The organism is Longimicrobium sp., assembly GCF_036399255.1.
Taxonomy (GTDB): domain Bacteria; phylum Gemmatimonadota; class Gemmatimonadetes; order Longimicrobiales; family Longimicrobiaceae; genus Longimicrobium.
Genome location: NZ_DASWNM010000103.1, coordinates 28,233 through 50,025 on the forward strand (window position 1 = coordinate 28,233; position 21,793 = coordinate 50,025).

Genomic DNA, 21,793 nt, shown 5'->3' on the forward strand with positions numbered 1-21,793 from the left:
GCTCAACCCATCCGCGCCGAAACCGCTGCGGCTTAATCAGATGGACATGATCAGGATGTGTCCCTGTCTCCTGCTGAACCAGAGGAAACGCCTGTCACCCTGAGCCTGAGAGGGTGTTGCTAAACCTCAAATGCATAACGAAGCGATGACTTCCTGAGGGAGCGCATCACGTCCAGCCAGAAGTCACACTACAGATTGCGCGCGACCGAAGGACCTCGTCTCGGTGGCGCAGGGGCCAGATCAGGGCACGGACCCGCCCCGTCGTTCTGCTGGCGAGGTCCTTCGGTCGGCGCGAAAGTGCAGTGTATAAGTGAGTTGCGGGGCGGCGCCTCCCTCAGGAAGTCAATCACGCTGGGAGGTTTGGCAGCTTTGTCGGATTACGCGAGAGAAGCAGAGGCCGCAGAGTGGTTTCCTCTGCGGCCTCTGTGGCCTCTGGGTGCCAATGATCTTTTTCGCGGACGCGGCAGCGAATCTTCAGCTGCGTGACGACTTGGCCAGCTCGGAAAGGAGGTTCAGCGCCTGCAGCGGGGTGAGCCCGTCCACGTCCAGCACGCGCAGGCGCTCGACGACCGGGTGCGGCAGGCCGAACTCGAAGAGGCCCAGCTGCACGTCCGGCGGCGGCCCGATGCGGCTCTGCGCGGCGGACTGCTCCTCCAGCTCCTGCAGGATCTTCCGCGCGCGCTCCACCACCGTCTCGGGCAGCCCCGCCAGCCGCGCCACCTCCACGCCGTACGAGCGGTCCGCGCCGCCCTCCACCAGCCGGCGCAGGAAGACGATGTCCTCGCCCACCTCGCGCACCGCCACGCTGAAGTTCACCACGCCGGAAAGCCGCTCCGAAAGCCGCGTAAGCTCGTGGTAGTGCGTGGCGAAGATGGTCTTGGCGCCGACGACGTCGTGCAGGTGCTCGGTCGTCGCCGTCGCCACGCTCAGCCCGTCCCAGGTGGACGTGCCGCGGCCGATCTCGTCCAGCAGCACCAGCGACTTCGCCGTGGCGGAGTGCAGGATGGCGGCGGTCTCGTTCATCTCGACCATGAACGTGGACTGGCCGCGCACCAGGTTGTCGGACGCGCCCACGCGGGTAAAGATGCGGTCCGCGATCCCCACCCGCGCCGCCCGCGCGGGGACGAACGAGCCCACCTGCGCCAGCAGCTGGATGAGTCCCACCTGGCGCAGGACGGTGGACTTGCCGGCCATGTTGGGGCCGGTCAGGATCATCACCCGCGCGTCCGCGTCCAGCCGCACGTCGTTGGGGATGAAGTCCTCGCGCGGCATCATCGTCTCCACCACCGGGTGCCGCCCGCCGCGGATCTCCAGCGCCGGCCCGTCGTCCACCTGCGGACGGACGAAGTCGCGGCGCACGGCCACCTCGGCCAGCGCGGCGAGGACGTCCAGCGACGCCACGTGGTCCGCCACCCGCTGAATGCGGGCCACCTCGCGCGCCGTGGCCTCGCGCAGCTCCGCGAACAGCCGCTGCTCCAGCGCCCCGATGCGCTCCTCGGCGCCCAGGACCTTTTCCTCCCACTCCTTGAGCTCGGTGGTGTAGTACCGCTCGGCGTTGGCCAGCGTCTGCTTGCGGTGGTAGTGAGATGGAACGCGATCCGACTGCAGCCGCGTGACCTCCAGGTAGTACCCGAAGACGCGGTTGAAGCCCACCTTGAGCGTGCTGATCCCCGTCTGCTCGCGCTCCGTGGCCTGCAGGCGGGCGATGAAGTCGACCGCGCCGTCGCGAATGCCGCGCAGCTCGTCGAGCCCCGCGTGGAACCCCGCCCGGATCACCCCGCCGTCCGCGATGGTCACCGGCGCCTCGGGATCGACCGCCGTCTCGATGGCGTCGCGGATGTCCTGCAGCGGATCGACCGCCTCGCGGTGCACGCACAGCATGCCGGCGCGCGCGCCCTCCAGCGCCTCCAGCAGCGGGGGAAGGCGCGAGAGCGAGGCGGTCAGCGCCAGCATCTCGCGCGGGGTGGCGCGGCCGGCGCCCACCTTGATCGCCAGCCGCTCCAGGTCGCGCACCCCGCCCAGCGCGTCGCGGACGGCGCGGCGCATCCCGTCCTCATCCACCAGCTCCCCCACCGCCTCCAGCCGCTTGTGGATGAAGTCCACGCGGACCAGCGGGGCCAGGAGCCAGCGGCGCAGCAGCCGGCCGCCCATGGGCGTGCACGCCTCGTCCAGCACACCGAGGAGCGTCCCTTCCGGACCCGTGCCGCGCAGCGTCTCGACCAGCTCCAGGTTGCGGCGCGTCATCTCGTCCAGCGCCATGAAGCCGCCGGGGCGCTCCACGTGCGGCGGACGCAAGCCCGCAAAGCCGGCGGGCTGCACCTCGCCCAGGTAGGCCACCAGCGCGCCGCACGCCGCGGCCAGCCAGCCGTCCTGCGCCTCGAAGCCGTAGCCCGACAGGTTGGCCACGCGAAAGTGGCGGCACAGCTCCTCGTGCGCGCCGCGCGGGTCGAACAGCCAGTCGCCGCGGTAGGTGCGCGTGAGCTCGGCGGCGCCGGGGATGGGGAACAGCTCCCAGGTGCGCGGCAGCAGCAGCTCCGCCGGCTGCCAGATCCCCAGCAGGTTGGGCAGATCGTCCCACGCCACCGCCCGCACGGTCAGCTCGCCCGTGGTCAGGTCGGCCAGCGCCAGCCCCACCGTCCCCTCCCCCGCCGCGTCGCCGGCCACGGCGGCCAGGTAGTTGTTGCGGCGGGCGTCCAGCAGGGCGTCGCTGAACACGGCGCCCGGCGTCACCATCTCCGTCACCTCGCGGCGCACCAGCCCCTTGGCCAGCGCGGGATCCTCCACCTGGTCGCAGATGGCCACGCGCTTCCCCAGCGCCACCAGCCGGCGCAGGTAGTTTTCCAGCGCGTGCGCGGGAATGCCGGCCAGCGGCGCCTTGCTGCTGCCGTTGTTGCGCGAGGTGAGGGTAAGGTCCAGGAGCTTGCTCCCCTCGACCGCGTCCTCGTTGAAGAGCTCGAAGAAGTCGCCGACGCGGATGAAGATGAGCGCGTCCGGGTGGCGCGCCTTCACCTCGCGCCACTGCTGCATCAGCGGAGTGTCGTCGGACGCCATCGTAGGGGGATGGAGGGCCTTGCGGGAGCGGCGCGCGCGTGCGGCGGCGCCATGGGTACGTGCCGGTGAGGGCGGAAATGTACCGGCGTGCACGGGGCGCGGCAACGGGGCAGATTGCGCCAGCTTGGGAACAGAGTAGACGGAGGGGAGAGGGAACAGGGAATAGGGAATAGGGAATAGGGAATAGGGAATAGGGAATAGTGAGACGATGCAGGCGGGCGCGATGTGTGTGTTGTACCGGACCCGGGGGAAACACCTGTCATTCTGAGCGAGCGCCCGCCCCGGGTTCCGGAAAAACCGTGGGGCCTGTTGGCGCGACCGAAGAATCTCCCTCCCCTCGCGCGGAGCCCTTCCCGGGCACAGCCCGCGAACCCCGCCCGACGGCGGGATCCTGCCGCCCGGCATGGCACATTCTTCGTCGGTGCCATGCGACCGGGCGAAAGGCGAGCACTCCGCGGCGCCTCCCCGGGAATGACCCTTTCGTCGAATCGGGATTACGCGGGGAAAGATCCATCGGCCGCGCAGGCATTTGCAAACGGTTGCGGTGCATGCGGTTGGATGGAGGTTGATGCACCCGCGGGCGCCTGAGGAGCGGAGGTTGAGAGGCGGGGTTGAAGCGAACCGGGAAACCGGCTTGACGGGTGCGCGCCAGAGTTGCGGCGACCGAGCGGCCGGGGTGGCCGCCGATGCGGGAAAGGGATCCCGCCGTACCCAGATCCTGGAGATACGACCATGGAAGACCGCACGTCCTCCACCGCCGTGCTGGACCGCGCCGACCCGGCGGATGAATTCGACTCGCTTCCGCAGACCGCTCCCCTGGACTACCTGCAGCTGCGCCTGCTGGCGGAGTCGGCGGCCAGCGTGGACAACCAGCTGACCAAGTTCTTCTTCGACAAGGAGGGAACGCTGCTCCGCACGGGGTTCGACACGCCGGTGGCGGAGGAGGACGTCATGGTCCCCGCCTACGACGCCGGACGTTTTCCACGCAACCAGGCCGTCCTCCAGATCCAGGAGTTCGCGGACCCCGCCACCTGGTACGTGGCGCCCCCGACGACCGACGCGATGTTCTGGAGCGACGCGGCCGTGCACAAGTTCCTGGTTCCGTTCATCGCTTCGTGCGGCGGCGACAATGCCGCCAGCCTGCTGGCGCTCCTGCGCAGCGCGTGGAACCTGTACCGGACCGATCTGGTGACCGTGTACGCGCTGGTCCACGTGACCAGCACCGAGAGCGGCGCTCCGGCGAATCTGCGGGAGTCCGTCCAGGTGGTGTTCGCGCAGAATCCCGTAGACCCGTTTTCCGTGCTGCAGGCACTTCCGCTGGACAAGTTCGCGCACCTGTACGGAGGCTCCGAGCCCCGCCACGACGATCCCGTAAAGCCGGTTGCCTACTCGCGCGGCGGCGAGGGCACCCCGCAGCTGCCCAACTACCAGAAGCTGCGCGCCATGGCCGAGTGGGCGGCCTCGCTGCGGGACGTGCCCGCGTACTTCGTTTTCCGGACGGGGGAGGACGGGTTCAGCGCCCCGACGACCACGCCTCCCGCGGTGGGGCCGGGAGACATCGTGGTGCCCGCGTTCACGCCCGCGGTGCCGGCCGGCCGGCCCGTGCTGCACGGCGTGTGGCTGAACCAGGACGAGTCGGACTCGATCAACCTGGCCGGCCGGGGTGACGCGCTGTTCTGGAGCACGGCCGCCGTGGAGCAGTTCCTGTTTCCGTACTATGCGTCCAAGGGGGGCCTGCGGGCGCTGCCGGACCTGGTGGATATCCACAACGCCTGGACGATGGGCGGCGAGGACGGGGTGAACGCCCTGATCCACCTGCCCAGCTCCATGTGGACGGAGGTCACCAACAACACGCTGGTGACGCGGGTGGATCCCACGCAGCAGCTGGGGGTGGTGGCCCAGACCCGCGCCCGCGCCCAGGTCCCCTCCACGATGCAGGTGCACCCCATCGCCAGGTTCATGGTGCGGCACCCCGCGCGGCCATGAGCTCCCGCACCATGGGATCGCGCGCCAGCAGCCCGCGCAGCGCGGGGCGCTGGGCCAGGTACGCATCCAGCCGCTCGCGGGCCCCCGCGCGGTCGCCCAGCAGCAGGAGCAGGTACGCCTCGTCGTAGGCCAGCGACACCCGCGACTCGGGCTCGAGGGCCGCGTCCACCCGCGCCCGGGCCAGCTCGGCCCGGGCGCGGGCGGCGTCGCCCGCCCGCGCCGAGACGGCCGCCGCCGCCATCCGCCGGTAGACGGGGGCGTAGGCGTACCCCCCGGCGGCGGCCGCGGCCGGGGGGTTCATGGCCTCCAGCTCCGCCACCAGCCGCCACGCCAGCGCGGGGTCCGGCGGCCCCGACACCCCCAGGCGCATCAGGGTGAGCCGGCACTCCAGGAAGCGCCAGTCGCGCGGAAAGCCGAGGCGTCCCCGCGCGCAGGTTTCGGCGGCGGCGGTGTAGTCGCGCATCTCGATCAGCGCGTAGAAGCGGGTGTTGAGCAGCTCGCCGGCGTCCTCGAGCCAGGCGTCGTACCGCAGCGCGTGGTCGATGGCCATCTCGCTCTCCGCCATCCTGCCCCGCGTCATGAGCACCGCGCTGAGCTTGCCCCAGGCGCTGGCCAGCCGCGGCTCGGCGGCCACGGCGGCGCGCAGGTCGCGCTCGGCCCGCTCCATCAGCTCCGGAGAGGCCCCGGGCACCAGCGCGGCCGTCCACAGCGCCGCGCCGCGGGCCTCCAGCGCCCGCGCGTGCGCCGGCTGGCGGGCCAGCACGCGGCCGGCGCGCGCCAGGGCGCTGTCCACCGCCGCCTCGTGCGCCCAGCCGGGCTCGCCCCACGACGCCTGCCGCACGGCCACCCACGCCCGGTCCAGCGGCGGGCGCGCCCAGCGCGGATCCGCCGCCTCGGCGCGGGCCAGCAGGGCGTCGGCCTCGTGCAGCATGCGCATGGCCGAGGCGACGGCGGCCGGGTCGGTGCTGCGCCGCAGGGTTAGCGCGTCGCCGTACGCCTGCTCGCCGCGCAGCACCAGCTCCAGCGCCGCCGCGCTGCGCGTTTCGGCCTCGGCCTGCCGCAGCCGCGCCTGCGCGCCCACCCGCCGCCGCACAAAGCCGCTCACCTCCTCCGACACGGCGCGCTGCACGGCGAACAGGTCGTCCATGGGGCGCACCACCACCTTGCTTTCCAGGTGCGAGTGCGTGTTGGCGTCGATCAGCTGCACCACCACCCGCACGCTGTCGGCCCAGCGGGCCACGCTCCCCTCCACCACGGTGCCCACCCGCAGGTCCGCCACCATGCTGTCGAAGTGCACCGTCCCCTCGCGGTAGGGCTTTACACCGTTGCGCGACACCACGTCCAGCGCCTGCACCTGGCTCAGCTCGTGGATCAGCATCTCGGTGAGCCCGTTGGCCAGGTACTGCAGCTCCCCGTCGCGGCTGTCGTCGTCCAGGTACAGCACGGCGATGCGGCGCGGATCGTACTGCGGCTCCACGGGCGGCGCCGGCTTGCGCGCCGCCAGCACCACCAGCAGCAGCGAGGCCGCCAGCGCCCCCATCCCCGCCGCCGCGATCACCCCCATCCGCCGCACACGCGTCCGCCGGCGCGGCGGACTCACCGCGTCCGGCGTCGGTGCGGGAGCGCTCTCGACGATCGAGGGGGATGGATCCGCATCGGCGGGCGGTGCGTCCAGCGGCGCCATCTCCGCGACGGCGTCCGCGGCGGGACGATCCTCATCCACCGGCTCTTCTGTCGGAAGCGCGGCGAAGGGAGGCGGCGCGGGACGGGGCGGAGGCGCGGGGGGCGCGCGCCGCAGGCCGGCCATCAGCGCGCAGAGCTCCGGGTCCGGGCCCACGCCCAGCTCGTCGCGCAGCAGAAGCACGTGGGCGTCCGCCGCGCGCAGGGCGGCGGCGCGCTCGCCCCCGCTCGCCAGCGCGCGCACCAGGCGCACCGCCACGCGCGAGCTGAAGGCGTCGTGCGCCAGCAGCCGGCGCCACCACTCCGCGGCGCGCAGGGGCTCGCCGGCGGCCTCCGCCGCGGTGGCCAGCTCTTCCAGCGCGCGGGCCCAGGCGCGGGCCAGCCGGTCGCGCTCGCCGTCCACCCACTGCTCGAACTCGGGGGCGTCGTTGACGTAGAAGCCGTCCAGGAAGGGGCCGCCGTACGCCCGCACCGCGTCTTCCCACCGCCCTTCGTCCACCGCCCGCTGAAAGTCGTCCAGGTCGCACCACACGTGGGCGGGGTCCAGCCCCACCTCGTCGCCCACCACCACGAAGCTTTCGTCGCCCAGGTCCTTGCGCAGGACGTACAGGCTCTCGGAAAGGGTGTGGCGGGCGTCGGAGGCGGGGTGCTCGGCCCACAGCAGGCCGATGATGCGCTCGCGGCCCACCGGCCGCCCCCGCGCGGCCGCCAGGATGGCGAGCAGGGCCAGGCGCCGCCGGTGCGCCGCGCGGCCCGAAATGGGCCCGTCGGGGCGCCGGACCACGGGCGCCCCCAGGACGTGGATGAAGATCACGGCGAGAACTGCGGGGACTGAGAGAAACGGCCTGCGGGATGTTACTGCGTACGGCAGCTTAGTCGTACGTTCCCGGCGTACGCAAGCTGGCTGTTACGGGAAGTTGTAACAGGTCGATGCAGGAAGCAAGGGATCTACGGGCGGGAGAGGGGACAGGGGACAGGTTACAGGGAGAGCGGACAGGGTTTGCCGAAGCCGCAAAAGAATGGACCTCACACGGAGTCAACGGAGTCAACGGAGTTTTCTCGTGCCGCTTCCTCTGCTCTGTCGGGTCCGAAGCCTCTTTCATGTAAGCGGATGACATGGCGCGCCGGTCGGCGAGGCACGAGCCGGCGTGGGATGGCGGGAACGGGAGAGGGAGGGAATCGCGGCAGGGGGCCATCCGCGTTTTGGGGGGGAGGGATGCGGATCGCCCGGGCATCTCCGCGGCTGCGCATCCAGGCAGATCTACCAGCGCTGTCATTCCGAGGCCCGGCCACGCCATAGCCTGCTTTCACACCAGAGGTTGCAGGGCCGAGGAATCTACTGTCGGATTGCTGGAGGGCAGACGCGGTAGCCCGTGCCTACCTGCGGCTACGACACGGGCGGACAGGGCCAGTGCCGGAGCGGTGCAGCGGGCCACCAGCAGCAGACAGTAGATTTCTCAGTCGGCGTGCAGGATTTCGTGCGAGCCGATGGTGCGGTGTGGCGCCTCCTTCGAAATGACATACGGGCGCGAGCGCAGGGATTCTTGAACACACTCTGAGAACCATCCGCCCACTCCACGGTAGAGATGGACGGTGCGCGTTCCGGACGCTGGTGTTTTACCGGATTCAGTACCGCGGGGACAGGTTAGGGTCAGGGGACGGGCGCGGGGGGCGCGGTGGAGCGCGGACGGTCGGGGAGGAAGGAGGGGAGGGCGGCGCGGCGGCGCCAGAAGGGGGCATCGGGCCAGCGGGTCTCCTGCGCGTAGTAGTCGCGGCGCTGGTGCAGGTAGTGAACAAAGGCCCGGTCCTGCGCGGCCTCGTACGCCCGCGCGGGCGCGGAGTCGCCGTCCAGCCAGCGGTCCACGGCCGCCGCGGCCTCTTCCCCGCCCTGCAGCGCGCGAAAGACGCCGCTGGCGGAGAGCGGGTCCACGGCGGCGCGCGCGTCGCCCGCCGCCAGCCAGACGCCGTCCATCCCGCCGCGCCGCAGCACGTGGCTGACGGCGGAGAACACCCGCGGCCCCCACGCCGGGCGCAGCCCCGCCAGGCGCGCCGCGGTGTGCGGCGCGCCCGCCAGCGCCCGGCTCCATCCGCTGGCCTCCCCCGCGCCGCGCCGCGCCAGCAGGTCCGCGTCCGTCATGAAGATGGCCACGAACCCGCCCTCCGGAAGGGGCGCGGAGTACCACCATCCATCCTCCACCGCCTCCACCAGCGCAAACCCGCCCTCCGCGTGCGCGGGGCCGGACAGGTGCGCCGCCGCCCCCACCAGGTGGTCCGCCAGCATCCGCCGCCCGCCCAGCCGGCCGGCCAGCGCCGGGCACCTTCCGCCGGCGTCCACCAGGGCCCGGGCGTGCACGGAGCCCGCGCCCGCGGTGTCGAGCACCCATCCGCCCGCGCCGTCCGGCCGCACCCCCCGCACGCGCACCCCCGTCGCCACGCGCGCCCCGGCACGCGCCGCGGCGCCGGCCAGCGCCTGGTCCACCCGCCGGCGGTCCACGTGCCACCCCGGGCCGTAGGGACTGAACATGAACGACTGCGCGCGGACCTCGCCGTCGCCCCACGCGCTGGCCGTTCCGTGCGAGGGAACGGGACCCAGCGCGCGCAGGTCGCCGGCCACCCCCAGCCGGTCCAGCAGGGGGTGCAGGCGGGGCGCCAGCGACTCGCCCACCCGCGGGGCGTCGTAGCGCGTCCCCTCCAGCAGAAGCACGCGCCGCCCGCGCCCGGCCAGGGTGCAGGCCGCGGCGGCGCCCGCGGGCCCGCCGCCCACGACCGCCACGTCCACGGCGTCCCACACGGGCCGCTCGCTCGTCGATCCACTCCGCGCGGGGGCGGAAGGAAGAGGCAGCCGCGCCTCCCCCTCCCCGCCACGGCCCTCAGCGCCCGCCGCCAAGGAGCCCCATCAGCCATCCCAGGCAGCCGGGGCGGCCCCGGCCTGTCCCGGTCCCTGAACCCGTGCCTGTGCCTGTGCCGGTCCCCGTTCCAGTTCCAGTGCCGATGCCAGTGCCTGTGCCTGTGCCGGTCCCCGTTCCAGTTCCGGTGCCGGTGCCAGTACCCGTCCCGGTGCCCGTTCCAGTTCCGGTGCCAGTACCCGTCCCGGTGCCCGTTCCAGTTCCGGTGCCGGGATCCGTCCCGCCCGGATCGCCGGTTCCGCCGACCGGGGTGCGGCCGCCGCCTTCCGCCCGGTCGCGCGGCGGGTCCTTGTCGCCGCCCGCCCACACGGGAACGGTGAGCGTCCGCTCGCGCTGGATGACGTGCCCGCGCCGCGTGGTGCCGCTGGCGCGGACGCGGAGCTGGTAGATGCCGGGAACCGAGGTGGCATACGTCCCGGAGAGCGCGGCGCCGTCCCGCGTGTCCAGCACCATGCGCCCCTGCACGCCGTCCGGCCGGACCACCTCCACCCGCACCTGCGCGTCGGCCACCGGGATCCCCGACTCGGTAAGGACGGCGTCCACCCACACCGCCGCCCCCGGCTCGCGGCTGTCCTGCCGCATCGAGCAGCGCAGCGCCACGCTGGAGTACGCGTGGACGATCACGCTGTACGGGATGGCCGCCGTCCGCGGGGACGACGGCAGTTCCGTGAACCCGGCGCCCGCCGCGGGAGGCGCCGCCCGGAAGGCGTTCCGCCGCTGCACCGCGGGGTACGGGTGCGACTGGGCGCGGTCGTACGCGGGGTCGGCCAGCCGCGCCTCCACCGTACGGGCGTCCCCCGCGGGCGCCGCCGCGGGCACCCCGGCCCACCCGGCGGGCACGTCGTGCCGGGGCGCGCCCGGCGTCAGCACCACGTGCCAGGTCCCCTCGCGCTCCGGGCGCTCTTCGCGCAGCTCGGCCGGAAGGGCAAGGCGGTAGTAGGCCATGCCGCGCGACTGCACGTAGCGGATGCGCGGGTCCACGCCGGCCCGCCAGGGCTCCAGCAGAAAGCCGTTGGGCGTCTGCAGCCGGAAGTCCACCGCCTCGGGCGAGGGGGTCAGCAGGAACACGTCCACGCCGCCGTCCGCGTCGCTCAGGTGGAAGGGGATCCGGTGCACGTCGCCGGGAAGCAGGGTGCCGGACGGGTCCAGCACCACCTGGGCGTTGCTGACCCCCGCCAGGATCTGCAGAAAGTACTTCTGCAGGATGAAGTGCTGCTCGTCGCCGATCTCGCCGGTGACCAGCAGGTATCCGCCGGTCCCCGCGGCCAGCTTCTGCAGCGCGGCGGCGCTGGTGTTCTGCGGCGTGCCCAGCCCCACGGCGTAGGTGCGCGCGTCGATGTCGGCCGCCACGTCGTCGATCCACAGGGGCGAGTTCTCCACCCCGTCGGTAAGCACCACCAGCGAGTGCGCCTCGAAGTCCGCCGCCGCGGCCAGCGCCGCGCGCCCCGTGGCCACGCCGTCGCCGATGGAGGTGGCGCCGGCCGGGTCCAGCTCGTCGCCGTCGATGAGCGCCTTGGTCGCGGTGCGCCCCGGGTCGGCCAGGTCTTCGGCGGGGCCCAGCACCGTCACCGGCTGCAGGAGCTGCGCGTCGTGGTCGTACCGCACCACGGCCACGCCGTCGCCCTCCAGCATGGCGTCCACGAAGATGCCGGCGGCCTGGCGCAGGCTCTCGATCTTGGTCTCCCCGTCGCCGCGGTCCTGCGCCATGCTCCCGGAGCGGTCCAGCACCAGCGCCACCGCCGCCGCCTTGCGCGCGGCCGTGCTGGCGGTGATGGGGATCCACCACACGTGCCCGGTGGGCGGGTGCTCCACCGCGACGTAGTCCTGCAGCACCTCGCCGGCGGCGCCCGTTTCGTAGGTGATCCACAGCTCCGCCGCCACCGGCTGTCCGGGAAGGGTGGGCCCCACGACGACGGACAGCGCGGCGGGGACCAGCCGAGGGCTGGTGGGCGGCTGCTGCACCTGCAGCGTCACCTGCCCGCCGGTGAAGGTCACCTCGAACACCACGGGGAGCGACGCCTGCCCCGGGGTGTTCATGGGCCCCTGCGGAACGTCGAGGAACTCCAGCGACGGCGTCATCAGCTGGATGGAAGGGATCTCGCAGCGGTTCACCTCCACGTACTGCGGGCCGTCCTGTACCACGAACCCCAGCGAATGCCAGTACGCCACCATCGCGCCGTTGTCGCCGACGTCGCGGTCCCAGTTCTCCTGCATCGCCCCGCCCTGCGGAAGCACCCGGTTGGGGCGCGGCACCGGCCACCACGAGGTGCCGCAGGCCTTGAAGTCGGCCTGCCAGGGAAGCGACATCCCCGCCGTCACGTCGCCCGCCGTGACCACGTCGGGATCGAAGCGGAACGGGGCGGAATAGTGGGCGGGCTCCAGGGTGAAGACCCCCACCTCGATCCCCGGCGCGTACGAGGCGCCCAGCGCGGAGCCCAGTGCGGCCCGGTCCAGCCCGTCCGGGGTGATCTGCGCCGGGGGCGCCGGGGGTCCGGCCCAGTCGTCCGTGAAGTTGCCGTCCTTCCAGGCCTGCATCCAGGCCAGCTGGACGTCGGTGAGCTGCGCACCGCCGGCCAGCGCGGGCATGTTTCCGCCCGGCTTGAGGCGGTCGAAGATCTTCTGCCGCTTCGCCGGGTCGACGACGGGGTGCGTCCACGCGTGCGCCCAGCCGGGGATGGTTTCCACCCACCGGCTCTGCGCCGCGTGCAGCAGGATGGGGTAGATGTGCTGCGTGTACGAGGGAACGGCGGCCGGCGTGACCCACCCCTGCGCGGCCGCCAGGTCGTACATCCGGTCGTACAGGGTCACCACGCTGTCCAGCTCCGGGGCGAACTTGGGCGGCCCTACCACCACCCACGCGCCCAAGGCGGCAAAGGTCTCGTCGGTGCCGTTCAGCTTCACCGTGGCGGTCACGGGCCCGTCCGCCACGTCGTCGAACCACTCGGGGTTGAACAGGCCCGAGGGCGGGGCCCCCGCCGGGCTGGCGGACGTGCCGAAGCCGCCCAGCACGACGAGGCGTCCGTCCGCGTCCGTGCGCGCCTCGCCCAGGGGCACCACCACGGGGGCATGGCCGGGAAAGGTGATGGTGCCGGTGTCGAACAGCTGCGACTGCCCCGGCGCGTCCAGCGTGCGCGGCCCCGGGTCGATCGTCATGTCCGCCGGCGGCGCGTCGGGGTTGTTGACCACCGCCTTGCGGTTGCGCAGGTGCACCGTCCAGGTGATCTCCGCGTCCGCCGCGGTGATCTCGACCGCGTTGTCGTTCTCGTCCCGGCCAAAGACGCGAAAGCGGGCCGCCTGCCGCTTTACCCGGCACTGCGCGTCCTTGAAGCCGCCGGGCGGCGAGGGCGGCTCCCACGGGCGCTCGGGCCCGATGAAGAACTCGTCGGGGCTGTTCCCCACCCGGCAGATGCCGATGGCGGGGTGGATGCTGACGCTGGTGATCATGGATGCATGCGGCGGAAAGGGAGTGAGATGAAGCGCGCGGGAAGCGCCTGGGAAGGGTGGGAACGCAGCGGACGCCGGCGCCCGCGCCCCCACGCCGGGCAGGCGCCGTGCCGGATTGCGACGATTTCCGCAGGTCGTTTCCGCGCAACGCATTCACGCCGCCGCCGCACGTGCCCGTCCGCCCTGCCGGGACACGCCTGTCCCGCCCCCGCTGGGACGCGCCTGTCCCGCCGCCCCGGCGCTTTCGTTCCATTCGGGCCACGCTACGCCGAGGACGCATCGGGCCGGCGCGCACGCGCGCTTTGCGCCCCGCGTCCGGGCACCTTCCCCGCCCCATCCCGCTAAGTCGTTGCTTTTGACAGGCATCAGCACGTCCCTTACATTCTCCCGTCCTCCGGTGCCGGGGTGACGGAACAGACGATTTGTCCAACGGGATCTGCATATATGGAACTGCGTGAGTTCTTCACCGAGGACGCGATCAAGCTGGACCTTCAGGGCTCGAGCAAGGACGAGATCCTCAAGGAGCTGATCGGTCTTCTGGGGCTGGACGACAAGTCGCAGGGCATCCTGTTCAAGATGCTCAAGCGGCGCGAAAACCTGGGCAGCACGGGAATCGGCAAGGGAATCGCCATTCCGCACTGCCGCTCGCTGGTGGTGAACCGGCTGCGGGTGGCCTTTGGCCGCCGGGCCGACCCCATCGAGTACCGGGCCATCGACGACCAGCCGGTACAGTACTTCTTTCTGATCGTGGCGCCCCCGCTGGAGGTGTCGAACCAGTACCTGCCGGTGCTGGGCAAGATCGCGGGGTTCGTCAAGGAGGCCGACGTTCCCGGACGGCTGGCGAGCGTGCAGTCACCCAGGGAGTTCCTGGCGCTGCTGGAGGAAAAGGGCGCCTGAAACCACGGATAAAGGACTGATGCATCCTCACCTAGAGACGCTGCTGGAGATCCAGGACCTCAAGACGCAGCGGCGCGAGCTGGCCGCGGCGGGCGGCGACCGGGAGTTCCAGGAGTCGGTGTTCGGGCTGGGCGTCGAGAACGCGCTGGCGCAGATCGACGAAAAGGTCACGGAGATGGAGGCTTCGCTTCCTCCGCAGGTGCGCGGCCGTCTGCAGCGGATGCAGGCCAAGCATCCGCGGGTGGTGGTGCCGGTCATCCGCGGCACCTGCTACGGCTGCTTCGTGCAGGTGCCCACCGCGCTTGCGTCCGACGTGGACCGCAACGAGGAAGTCCGCACCTGCCAGAGCTGCGGCCGCTTCCTGTACCTGATCGACTGAAGCACCACGTTGATTTCGATGGCGAAGAACCCTCCTCCGCGCCGTGCGGGGGAGGGTTCTTCGCATCATCCCAGAGACGTGTGTCGTCCCAGATCCCGAAAAAGAATCATCGTACAGAGGAACAGAGTCAGACAGAGAAAGCGTTGTTCCTCTGTTTGACTCTGTTCCTCTGTACCCATGAAGGTGTTGTTTTCCCGGATTCGGCATCATACCGGTCCGGGGAAACACCTGTCATTCTGCGGCGAGACAGGTTTGGCCAGGAGAAGAAGCTGGAATCGCTTCTCTGCGTGACGGAAAAGCGAAGGCCGGCCCAGTGCTCTGGACCGGCCTTTACTCGTCGCCGCGGCGGCGGAAAAAGGGAAGCAGCCGCGATCGGCGCCGGGGCGCCGTGACGGAGATGCGGGTGTACTCCACGTGGTCGCCCACCTGCAGGATGATGAAGTACACGGCGGTGGGCACCCGCCTTCCGCGAAGGTCCCGCCCGTCCCAGTACGCCACCTTACGCCCCGGCTCGGTATAGCGAAGGTTGAGCACCGGCACGTTGCCGCCGCGGGGGTGGCCCACGGCCTTGGGAATGGCGACCTGCTGGTTCAGCATGTTCACCACGCGGATGCTCACCACGGGGGGTGACGCGCCCGCGAACAGGCTTTCCTCCAGGATGAAGGGGATGTAAGTGTCCGGGTTTGCCGGGTTGGGGTAGTTCTGCTCCAGGCGAAAGCCCCTGGACTGGGTTCCCGGGGCGCCCTGCGCGCCCGCGCCGGGTGGAGAAAGGCAGCCGCAGACCAGCCACAGAAGGAGCAGAACAGGCGGTGCACGCAGCATCAGCACCTCATCTGTTCACCAGGTTTCGCGCGTGGTTGCTCCTCCGTCAGTTCCTTTGGACCGTTCGTACGTGGATCGCGCGTCAACATACCCGCAGTCCGGGCGCGGGGTCAAGCAAGCGCCCCCCGCCCCTCCGGCCCGCCCTCCGCCTCGTCCCCCGCCCCTTCGCCCCCCTCCCCGGGGCGCGCCGGCACCATCGCCGTGCTCTCCAGGAACAATTCGAGGGCGCGAAACGGGCGGTCCTGCGCCAGCTGGGCCTCCAGGAACGCCTTCAGCAGCGCTCCCTGCGTCCGCGGGCGCGCCACCCCGCCCTCGGGGATCTCGCCGTTCAGCATCCGCCGCAGCTCCGCCCGGCTTTCCGGGTCCAGCACCCGCCCCGCCGGCCGGCAGTGCGTGCACGCCACCCCGCCCGCCGAGGCGTCGAAGCGCACCGGCTCGTCGTCCGCCAGCTCGCGCCCGCAGTGCACGCACGCGCCCGCCTGCGGCTCGAACCCCAGCAGCACCACCACGCTCCACGCGCCGGCCAGCGACGCCGCCAGCGCCCGCGCCGGCCCCCCCGCGCCCGCCACCGCGTCCCACGCCTGCGCCAGCGTCTCGTACAGCGCGGGGTGCGGATCCTCCGTCCCCGTGCGGATCACCACCTCCGCCAGCAGCGACGCTCCCGCGAAGCCGACGAGCGAGCGGCCCAGCCCCTGCCGGCTGCGGACCAGGTCGAAGCCGCTGAGCGTGTGCAGGTCGCGCCCCTCCTTGATGTAGAAGGTGGCCGTGCCCTCCGTGAACGGCTCCAGCACGCCCCCGTAGCGGCTCTTGGGGCGCAGCGCGCCCTTGGCCATCACCGAGCGCAGCCCGTGGTCCTGCGTGTACAGCCGCAGCACCTTGCTGGTTTCGCTGTACGGAAACGACTGCAGCACCAGCGCCCGGGTGGTGGCCAGCGCCATCGTCGCGCGTCAGGCGGGGGTGGACGACGGGCGGCGGCGCAGCGCGAACCAGGCGCCCATCGCCAGCACCAGCGCCGTCGCGATGCCCGCCGCCAGCCGCGGGTCCACCGGCGCGCCGCCGTGCCCGCGCCAGCGCACCCGGATGCGCGCGTCCGCGGGGAGCGACGTTCCCGTGTAGCGGACGAACTTCTCGCCCTCCGCCTCGAACGGCTCGCCCGCGGGAAGCCCCTGCACGCTCACCCCCGGCGCCGGCTGGCGGACGTAGAGCGCCAGCGTGTCCGTGCGGCCGGAAAGCGGCAGCGACAGCGTCCCCGTCCTGGGCGGCAGGCGGTAGCGGAAAAAAAAGTCGCGCCCGCCCGGCGTCAGCGGCACCGTCGCCAGCACGCGCCCGCCCATCAGCACCAGGTCGCGCGGCTTCTCGCCCGTGGACTCCGAGAGCGCGGGGTCGTCCGTCTGGAAGTCCGTGGCGCCGGGGGGGATGGGAAGGCCGAACACCGGCTTGCCGTCCACGCCCACCACGGTGCGGTCCAGCGGGTTGTCGACGCGCACCACCTCGGCCACCTCCCATCCGCCCCGCTGCCCGGCCACCAGGATCACGTCGCGCCGCGAGACGCGCAGCGAGTCCACCGCGCCCGCGGACGAGGTGGTGTCGAACGCCACCACCTGGTACCCCGCGCCGGGGTCGCCGGGGTGCAGCGCGGGGCCAAAGTAGCGCACCCCCTCCACCATCGCCGTGGCGAACACCACGTTGAAGCCGCCGGTGTCGGCGGGGGGCACGCGAAAGGTGAAGGCCCCGTCCGCGCCGGTGACGGCGCGGGCCAGCAGGCCGCTGGTGTCGCGGGCCACGCGGTGCAGCTCCACCGGTGCGCCGGGCACCCCCTCCCCCGCCTTGACCACGCGGCCGGTGAGCGACGTCTGCGCGGGGGCGGCGGACGAAAACGAAAGCACCGCCGCGAGCGCGGCGGCGAGCAGAAGCATCAGCGAGAGCGGGCGGCGCGCCGTGCAGCGCGCCGCCCGCTTGCGCAGGAATGGATCGGTCACGGGTTGAAGCGTCCCAGGTCTTCGGGGTCCATCTTGCGAAGGTATTCCTTGAGCTGCTCCGGGCTCAGCCCCGGCTGCGGCCCCTGCGGCGTCTCGCCGCCCTCGTCCACCGGCGCCTGCGAAAAGTCCGCCGCCTCGCCCGACGAGGGCATTTCGATGGACGCGTTGGTCAGCAGGTCCTCGGTGGTGAACAGCTGCGCCTCGGTGCGCAGCGCGATGGCGATGCTGTCCGAGGGGCGCGCGTCCACCGTGAACATCTCGTCGCCGCGCTGGATGACCAGCTCGGCGTAGTAGGTGTTGTCGTGCACGCGGGTGATGAGCACGCGCGTGAGCGTGCCCCCCAGCCCGCGGATGAGCAGCGGAAACAGGTCGTGCGTAAGGGGCCGGGGAAACTTCATCCCCGCCAGCTCCATGGCGATGGCGCTGGCCTCGGCCGGGCCGATCCAGATGGGAAGGACGCGCGGGCCCCCTTCCTCCTGCAGGATCACCACCGGCGACTTGGTGCTCTGGTCGAGCCCCAGGCTCTGGACGCGTATCTTGATCATGGCCTCTGGTGGCTCCCCGGGTTCATGCGTTTCCCCTCCCCGGGCAGCAGGTTGCGGGCCGTACGATGGTCACACTGGCACAGCGGCCGGGGCCCGGCGGGGTGCCCCTCCCCCGGCCCCTCCCCGTTCGTTCCTCACGGAGAGGGGAGAATTCGAGCCCGCTTCGACAATGACCGAACTGCGTCCGCGGGCGCCCCCTCCGCTCGCTTAGGCTCGCACCTCCCCCAAAACCCCTGGGGGAGGTTGGTTCCGGAGAGATCGGGGCTCGGCGACAGGCATCACGCTGGCGCCCGCGGGGTGCCCCTCCCCCGGCCCCTCCCCGTTCGTTCCTCACGGAGAGGGGAGAATTCGATCGCGTTTCCTCAAGCGGCCACGTTGGCCGCAATCCGCCCGCCCCCTACGTGGCAGGCACCCGCCCCGGCCACGAAACCGCCAGTCCGCGAAGGCGGCCTTCGTGTGGTTGTTGCAGCGAATTCATTCGCCCGTGCCGGAGCCGCGAAAGTGGGAGGCTCGGCGAAAGGCATCACGCTGGCGCCCGCGGGGTGCCCCACCCCCGGCCCCTCCCCGTTCGTTCCTCACGGAGAGGGGAGAATTCGATCGCGATTCCTCAAGCGGCCACGTCGGCCGCCATCTCCCACCCCGCTACGTGGCAGGCACCTGCCCGAGCCACGAAACCGCCAGTCCGCGAAGGCGGCCTTCGTGTGGTTGTTGCAGCGAATTCATTCGCCCGGGGGCCCTTCACCCGTTCACCCGTTCACCCGTTCACCCCTTCACCCCTTCACCCCTTCACCCCGCCTTCGCCGCCTTGCGCAGCTCGTCCACCCGGTTCGCCAGCTCCCACGGGAACAGCTGCAGGCCGTTCTCCAGTACCTCCGGCTGCCGCCCGAAGTGCCCGTACGCCGCAGACGGCTTGTAGATGGCCGTGCGCAGGTTGAGCGCCTCGATGATGGCCAGCGGGCGGAAGTCGAACACCTGCGCCACGGCGCGCTCGATGGCCTCCTCGTCCGCCTGCCCGGTGCCGAAGGTGTCCACCCGCACCGACACCGGCTCGGCCACGCCGATGGCGTACGCCAGCTGGATCTCGCAGCGGTCCGCCAGCCCCGCCGCCACCACGTTCTTGGCCGCCCACCGCGCCGCGTACGCCGCCGAGCGGTCCACCTTGGTGGGGTCCTTGCCGCTGAACGCGCCGCCGCCGTGGCGGCCCATCCCGCCGTACGTGTCGACGATGATCTTGCGGCCCGTGAGCCCCGCGTCGCCGTGCGGCCCGCCGATGACGAAGCGCCCGGTGGGGTTCACGTGGATGGTGCAGTTCTCGGGATCGTACAGCCCCTCGGGCATCGAGGGCGTGATCACGTGCTCGATGACCTCGGCGCGGATCTGCTCGAGCGTGGCCTCGGGGTCGTGCTGCGTCGACACGACCACCGTGTCCACGCGCACCGGCTGCCCGCCCTCGTACTCCACCGTCACCTGGCTCTTTCCGTCCGGCCGCAGCCAGGCCAGCTTCCCCGACTTGCGCGCCTCGGCCAGCCGCCGGCTCACGCGGTGCGCCAGCAGGATGGGCATGGGCATCAGCTCGTCGTTCTCGCGCGTGGCGTAGCCGAACATCATCCCCTGGTCGCCCGCGCCGCCCGTGTTCACCCCCATGGCGATGTCGGGCGACTGCTGGTCGATGGTCGTCATCACCGCGCAGGTGCTGCCGTCGATGCCGTACTGCGCGTCGGTGTAGCCGATCCCCTTGAGCGTGCCGCGCACGATGGCGGGGATGTCGACGTAGGTGCTGGTGGTGATCTCGCCCGCCACCACGGCCACGCCGGTGGTGACCAGCGTCTCGCACGCCACGCGGCCGGCCGGGTCGGCCTCCAGGATGGCGTCGAGCACCGCGTCCGAGATCTGGTCCGCGATCTTGTCGGGATGGCCCTCGGTGACGGACTCCGAGGTAAAGAGCTGGCGGCGTTCGGCCACGGTCAGTGCCTGTCGGTAAGGGGATGATGGAGGTGCGGATCGGGTCCGGCAAAGGAGGGCGGCAAGCTACACGCTCACTCCCCGCCGGACAAGTTGTACCCGCCGTTGAACTTGCCCAGGTCCAGCATGCGGCTGAGCCGCTGGGTCAGGCCGGTGGCCACCGCGTCGGGGGTGGCGGCCGTCAGCGCCTCGGCCGCCGCCTCGGCCGCCGCCTCCCAGGTGACGGAGCGGATCACCTTCTTGATCTCGGCCAGCGACGAGGGCGCCACGGAAAGCGAATGGGCCCGCATGCCGATGAGCATGAACGCCCCCACCGGGTTGGCCGCCAGCTCGCCGCACACCCCCACCTCGATCCCCGCCTCGTTTCCCGCGCGGGTGATCAGGTCCAGCAGCCGCACCACGGCGGGATGGAAGGGGTTGTATAGCCGCGCCAGCCGCGAGTTGCCGCGGTCCACCGCCAGCGTGTACTGCACCAGGTCGTTGGTGCCGATGGAAAAGAAGTCCACGTGCTTCGCCAGCTCCGGGGCCAGCATGGCCGCGGCGGGGGTCTCGATCATCGCCCCCAGCTTGTAGGTGGCCGGCACCGGCTCGCCCTCGGCGCGCAGCTGCGCCAGGCACTCCTCCAGCAGCACGCGGCTGCGCTCCACCTCGCTGATCTCGTTGACCAGCGGCAGCATGATGCGGATGTCGCCGTGCACCATGGCGCGCCCCAGCGCCCGCAGCTGGGTGCGGAACATGTCGGGCTCGTCCAGGCACACCCGGATGGCGCGCCACCCCAGGAACGGGTTCTCCTCGCGGCCGATGTGCAGGAACGCCGGGAACTTGTCGCCCCCCAGGTCGTAGGTGCGGATGATCACCGGCTGCCCGAGGAACGCGTCCGCCACCTTGCGGTAGGCCGCGTACTGCTCTTCCTCGCCCGGCGCCGTGGCGCGCCCCACCACCAGGAACTCCGTCCGGTACAGCCCCACGCCGTCCGCCCCATGCGTCCGCGCGCTCTCGGCCTCGCCGGGAAGGTCGATGTTGGAGCGCAGCTCGATGCGCGTGCCGTCGCGCGTCACGGAGGGGAGGTGGGCCAGCAGCACCAGCTCCTGCTCCCACTCGCGCACCAGGTAGTCGCGCTGCCGGTACGTCTCCTTTTCCTCGTCGCTGGGGGCGATGACCACGCGCCCCTGCCGCCCGTCCAGGATCAGCTCGTCGCCGTCGCGCACCGTCTCGGACAGGTTGCCCAGCGAGACCACGCAGGGGATGTCGAGCGAGCGGGCCAGGATGGCGCTGTGCGAGGTGCGCGTCCCCAGGTCGGTGGCGATCCCGATCACGTGCTTCGGGTCCAGCTGCACCGTCACCGACGGCGTGAGCTCGTGGGCGATGAGGATCACCTTGTCGCCCTCCACCCGCGCGGCCAGGTCGGGGTCGGGCATCCCCATCAGCCGGCGAAGGACGCGGGCCTGCACGTCGGCGAGGTCGGCCAGGCGGTCGATGATCATGGGGTGCGAGGAGTGCGACAGCGCCGACTCCCACTCCAGCACCCGCCACTCGAACGCCCGCTCCGCCGTCAGGTGGTTGTCGCGGATGTAGCCGATGGTGCCCTGCACCAGGTCGGCGTCCTCGAGCATGAGCACCTGGGGGTCGAAGATGCGGGCCTCCACCTCGCCCACGGTGACCTCGGCGCGGGCCTGCACCGCGCGGATGCGCTCCTGGGCGTAGGCGCAGGCGTCCAGGAAGCGCTGCACCTCGGCCTCGACCTGCGCCTCGGGGACCGTGACCCCGTGCGGCACGCGCGGCACCTCCCAGCGCAGCACGCGCGCGGGGGCGATCACGATTCCCGGCGCCGCCGGAATGCCGTCGCGGATCACGCTCACGGGCGCTACTCCTCGCCGAAACGGTTGCGGACCAGCTCGGTCAGCGCGTCCACGGCCTCGCGGGCGTCGTCGCCGGCGGCGCGCACGTGCACGACCGAGCCGCACTCGGCGGCCAGCATCATCACCCCCATGATGCTCTTGCCGCTCACCTCCACGTCGTCCTTGCGGATGAACACCTCGCTGGTGAAGCGGTTGGCCAGCTTCACGAACTCGGCCGCGGGACGCGCGTGCAGGCCGTACTTGTTGACGATGGTCACTTCGCTCGCGTGTTCCATCCTGCAAT

14 protein-coding genes are annotated in these 21,793 nt (G+C 71.8%); 3 read left to right on the forward strand and 11 right to left on the reverse strand.

Annotation, left to right across the window (positions count from 1 at the left end; translation table 11 throughout):
- Nucleotides 1–474: 474 nt before the first annotated feature.
- Nucleotides 475–3,051, reverse strand: a complete 2,577-nt coding sequence (mutS, locus tag VGC13_RS19055) for a DNA mismatch repair protein MutS (protein WP_331126869.1) — start codon at nt 3,049–3,051, stop codon at nt 475–477.
- 732 nt (nt 3,052–3,783) lie between these two features.
- Here mutS and VGC13_RS19060 point away from each other — a divergent pair.
- On the forward strand, nt 3,784–5,037 hold the full coding sequence (locus tag VGC13_RS19060; protein WP_331126870.1) for a hypothetical protein: 1,254 nt from the start codon (nt 3,784–3,786) through the stop codon (nt 5,035–5,037).
- Here the strand turns inward: VGC13_RS19060 and VGC13_RS19065 are convergent.
- The 3 genes from VGC13_RS19065 to VGC13_RS19075 all read right to left on the reverse strand — a co-directional run bounded on the left by VGC13_RS19065 (nt 5,009) and on the right by VGC13_RS19075 (nt 13,067).
- Complete coding sequence (locus VGC13_RS19065; RefSeq protein WP_331126871.1) at nt 5,009–7,531, reverse strand: BTAD domain-containing putative transcriptional regulator; 2,523 nt, start codon at nt 7,529–7,531, stop codon at nt 5,009–5,011. The genes VGC13_RS19060 and VGC13_RS19065 overlap by 29 nt on opposite strands.
- Nucleotides 7,532–8,368: 837 nt before the next feature.
- Complete coding sequence (locus tag VGC13_RS19070; protein ID WP_331126872.1) at nt 8,369–9,508, reverse strand: tryptophan 7-halogenase; 1,140 nt, start codon at nt 9,506–9,508, stop codon at nt 8,369–8,371.
- Nucleotides 9,509–9,587: 79 nt separating this feature from the next.
- Entirely contained in the window at nt 9,588–13,067 is a 3,480-nt protein-coding gene (locus VGC13_RS19075) for a LodA/GoxA family CTQ-dependent oxidase (RefSeq protein WP_331126873.1), read from the reverse strand.
- 444 nt (nt 13,068–13,511) lie between these two features.
- Between VGC13_RS19075 and VGC13_RS19080 the strand changes: the two genes are divergently transcribed.
- Together VGC13_RS19080 and VGC13_RS19085 are read left to right on the forward strand one after the other, a co-directional pair.
- Nucleotides 13,512–13,964, forward strand: coding sequence for a PTS sugar transporter subunit IIA (locus VGC13_RS19080; RefSeq protein ID WP_331126874.1), 453 nt, complete (start codon nt 13,512–13,514; stop codon nt 13,962–13,964).
- A 19-nt stretch (nt 13,965–13,983) separates the two neighbouring features.
- Nucleotides 13,984–14,343: a C4-type zinc ribbon domain-containing protein gene (locus VGC13_RS19085; RefSeq protein ID WP_331126875.1), complete on the forward strand. Its 360-nt coding sequence runs from the start codon at nt 13,984–13,986 to the stop codon at nt 14,341–14,343.
- Between the two features lie 330 nt (nt 14,344–14,673).
- Here the strand turns inward: VGC13_RS19085 and VGC13_RS19090 are convergent, their stop codons facing one another.
- The 7 genes from VGC13_RS19090 to VGC13_RS19120 all read right to left on the reverse strand — a co-directional run bounded on the left by VGC13_RS19090 (nt 14,674) and on the right by VGC13_RS19120 (nt 21,785).
- Nucleotides 14,674–15,165 carry a hypothetical protein gene (locus VGC13_RS19090; RefSeq protein WP_331126876.1) on the reverse strand — a complete coding sequence of 164 codons (492 nt, stop codon included), beginning with the start codon at nt 15,163–15,165 and terminating at the stop codon, nt 14,674–14,676.
- 110 nt (nt 15,166–15,275) lie between these two features.
- Nucleotides 15,276–16,103 carry a DNA repair protein RecO gene (gene recO, locus VGC13_RS19095; protein ID WP_331126877.1) on the reverse strand — a complete coding sequence of 276 codons (828 nt, stop codon included), beginning with the start codon at nt 16,101–16,103 and terminating at the stop codon, nt 15,276–15,278.
- Between the two features lie 9 nt (nt 16,104–16,112).
- A complete protein-coding gene (locus tag VGC13_RS19100) occupies nt 16,113–17,144 on the reverse strand; it encodes a carboxypeptidase-like regulatory domain-containing protein (protein ID WP_331126878.1) in 1,032 nt (343 codons plus the stop codon).
- Complete coding sequence (locus VGC13_RS19105; RefSeq protein ID WP_331126879.1) at nt 17,141–17,689, reverse strand: bifunctional nuclease family protein; 549 nt, start codon at nt 17,687–17,689, stop codon at nt 17,141–17,143. Before VGC13_RS19105 ends, VGC13_RS19100 begins: the two co-directional genes overlap by 4 nt.
- A 786-nt stretch (nt 17,690–18,475) precedes the next feature.
- Nucleotides 18,476–19,651, reverse strand: coding sequence for a methionine adenosyltransferase (gene metK, locus VGC13_RS19110; protein WP_331126880.1), 1,176 nt, complete (start codon nt 19,649–19,651; stop codon nt 18,476–18,478).
- 74 nt (nt 19,652–19,725) lie between these two features.
- Nucleotides 19,726–21,510 (reverse strand): phosphoenolpyruvate--protein phosphotransferase, encoded by a 1,785-nt coding sequence (gene ptsP / locus VGC13_RS19115; protein ID WP_331126881.1) that lies wholly within the window; start codon nt 21,508–21,510, stop codon nt 19,726–19,728.
- Between the two features lie 5 nt (nt 21,511–21,515).
- Complete coding sequence (locus VGC13_RS19120) at nt 21,516–21,785, reverse strand: HPr family phosphocarrier protein (RefSeq protein WP_331126882.1); 270 nt, start codon at nt 21,783–21,785, stop codon at nt 21,516–21,518.
- Nucleotides 21,786–21,793: the final 8 nt, after the last annotated feature.